Source organism: uncultured Boseongicola sp., assembly GCF_937988555.1.
Lineage (GTDB): Bacteria > Pseudomonadota > Alphaproteobacteria > Rhodobacterales > Rhodobacteraceae > Boseongicola.
The window spans coordinates 1-2,675 of the sequence record NZ_CALJXO010000062.1; the positions used below are offsets into that span (position 1 = coordinate 1).

Here is a 2,675-nt window from a genome sequence, read left to right on the forward strand (position 1 = left end):
AGAGAGTCAACCGGGCTTTTTGCTCCCGGGGACTATGCACGCGTCTTTCTCATAAAGGCGGCGGGCGGCACCAATGTGCCCGGGATGTGCTTGTTCGCCCAGCGGCAATAGGCCTGCAAGACGGGATGCAGATCGCGGCCCTTTGCCGTTAGGACATATTCGAATCTGCGCGGCAAGTTGGGATCATGAAGACCCCAACATTCAGAACTTCGCGATCGTTCCCAAAGGGGGTCCGGAGCAAGTTGTCAGTGATGCGATTGGCAGCTAGCCACCGCACCTAGTGCCACAAATCTTCGCCGGTAATGCCGTCGTAAAGATGCGCCACTTGCTCGCCGTAGCCGTTGAACATCAGCGTCGGAATGCGTTCGCCGGTGCCGAGCGGTTCCTCGGTGGCCTGGCTCCAGCGCGCGTGGGGCACCTCCGGGTTCACATTGGCCCAGAAGCCATATTCGCAGGGGCCCACGTTTTCCCAGAAGGTCAGCGGGCGCTCGTCGGTAAAAGTAAAGCGCACGATGGATTTGATCGACTTGAAGCCATATTTCCACGGCGTCGCGAGGCGCAAAGGCGCGCCATTCTGCGCCGGCATTTCGCGGCCATAGATGCCCGTTGCGATAAACGGAAGATCGTTGGTCGCTTCCGCCATGGTCAGCCCTTCAACATAAGGCCACGGATACCCCGGCGCGCGCTGGCCACTGGCCACGCTGCGGTCCTGAAACGTTTCCATACGCAGGTATGTGGCTGAGGACAGGGGCCGCGCCCAATTGACAAGGGCCGCAAGCGGAAAACCTGACCATGGCACCGCCATAGACCACGCCTCAACGCAACGGTGACGGTAAAGCCGTTCTTCCAAAGGCATCTGCTGCACCAGATCGTAAAAGCTGATGGTACGTTCTTCTTCGACCATGCCATCGATTGTCACGTCCCAAGGGGTTAGCGGCAGGTTTTGCGCATTGCGCCAGATGCGTTTGTGCGAGCCGAATTCATAGAAATTATTGTAGGTGGTGGCGAGTTCTTCATCCGTCACCGGACGATCGAGGGTGAAGCTTTCATTGCGCGGCGCGGGGTAAAGGCTGGCGGTTTCGCCGCCGCCTGTTACGTCTGTCGTTGCGACGTCTGCCGCTTCGCCGTCCTGAGCTTGGGCGTCTTCAGCATTGCCGCAGCCCACGAGAAGCGCCGCGCCCGCGGTCGCCACACCGCCAATAAAGTGACGACGGTTGAGATAGACACGTTCCGGGGTTGCGTCCCGTTCGGGGATTTCCCAGCTTTTGGGGCGTTTGATGAGCATGATGCGTCCTCCCTGGCGTCTGATATCGACACTAGGAGTAAGCATAGATTGGAGCGGTTACAAATAACTACCTGTGACAGATCACGATTAAGACACCGGCTATTCCACTACTTTGGTCATGAACACCTTGCCCATTTTCCGGTCGGTTTCCTGCCACCCGAGGTGGGAATAAAGGGCAATATTTTCCGGCAGGCCTTCGTGTGTAGAAAGCCGCAGCATCGGCTTGCGCTTTTCCCGCGCTAAATCGTCGGCCAGCGAAAGAAGACGGCGGCCCAAGCCTGATCCGGTGTGCCCCGGCATTACAGCCACATTCGCGACCTGGACAAAATCCTGGCCAAGGACAAGCACGATGGCGCCGACAACAACGCCACCCGCCAAGGCAACCCAGACACTGTGATCGCGAATATCATCATCAATTCCAGCGGACACATCAGGAAGATCAAGCCGCCGCGACGCATAGATGGCATAGGCGGCTTTCATGAGCCGAGAGATTTCGTCAGCGTCACCCGGCACTGCTTTTCGGATCGTGAAGCTGGTCATTTCGTCCTTACAGAACCTAACTGAGCGAGGCGGCAAACCGCTGAATGCGCTGGCACGCGTCTTCCAGTTCCTCGGTGGAGGACGCATAGGAGATGCGGAAGTAAGGTGACAGGCCAAAGGCTTCGCCTGGAACAGTGGCGACCCCTTCTGCTTCCAAAAGCCCGGTGACGAAGTCGCTTTCGGTTTTCAGCACTTTGCCGTCCGGCGTAGATTTGCCCAGGCACCCTTCGCAATTGGGATAGACATAAAAGGCGCCCTTTGGCGTCGCGCAACTAAGGCCCTTGGTTTGGTTGAGCATGCCCACCACCAGATCGCGGCGGCCCTGAAAACTTTTGACCCATTCTTTCAGGTAATCCTGTGGCCCGTTGAGGGCGGCCACCGTTGCCCATTGCGAAATACTGCTGGGGTTTGACGTCGACTGGCTTTGGATTTTCGCCATCGCCTTAATGAGATGCGCCGGGCCCCCGGCAAAGCCAATGCGCCAACCGGTCATGGCAAAGGCTTTTGATGCGCCCGACATGGTCAGCGTACGCTCGTACAGCGCGGGGTTTGCCTCCGCGATGGTGGAGAATTTGAACTCGTCATAGACGAGGTACTCGTAAATATCGTCGGTCAGGATGTGCACTTGGGGGTGCTTATCCAAAACTCTGCCCAGCGCCTGAAGGTGGTCCTTTGAATAGGCGGCGCCGGAGGGGTTCGACGGTGAATTAAGGATCAGCCATTTGGTCTTGGGCGTAATCGCCGCATCAAGATCGGCGGGATCCAATAGGAAATCATTTGCCGCCGTGCAGGGTACCGTTACCGGCGTACCGCCCGCAAAGGCGACAATGTCCGGATAGCTGACCCAGTA

General features: G+C 57.8%; 4 protein-coding genes. All 4 read right to left on the reverse strand.

Annotation, left to right across the window (positions count from 1 at the left end; all coding sequences use genetic code 11):
• Positions 1 to 32: 32 nt before the first annotated feature.
• Positions 33 to 176, reverse strand: a complete 144-nt coding sequence (locus tag Q1B15_RS23330) for a winged helix-turn-helix transcriptional regulator (RefSeq protein ID WP_366141665.1) — start codon at positions 174 to 176, stop codon at positions 33 to 35.
• A 101-nt stretch (positions 177 to 277) separates the two neighbouring features.
• The gene (msrP, locus tag Q1B15_RS03750) at positions 278 to 1,285 is read right to left on the reverse strand and encodes a protein-methionine-sulfoxide reductase catalytic subunit MsrP (RefSeq protein WP_299750354.1); all 1,008 of its coding nucleotides are present in this window, start codon (positions 1,283 to 1,285) and stop codon (positions 278 to 280) included.
• A gap of 99 nt (positions 1,286 to 1,384) precedes the next feature.
• The gene (locus Q1B15_RS03755) at positions 1,385 to 1,825 is read right to left on the reverse strand and encodes a GNAT family N-acetyltransferase (protein ID WP_299750357.1); all 441 of its coding nucleotides are present in this window, start codon (positions 1,823 to 1,825) and stop codon (positions 1,385 to 1,387) included.
• A gap of 16 nt (positions 1,826 to 1,841) precedes the next feature.
• Positions 1,842 to 2,675: pyridoxal phosphate-dependent aminotransferase (locus Q1B15_RS03760; RefSeq protein WP_299750360.1), on the reverse strand; the 834-nt coding region annotated here is incomplete at its 5' end.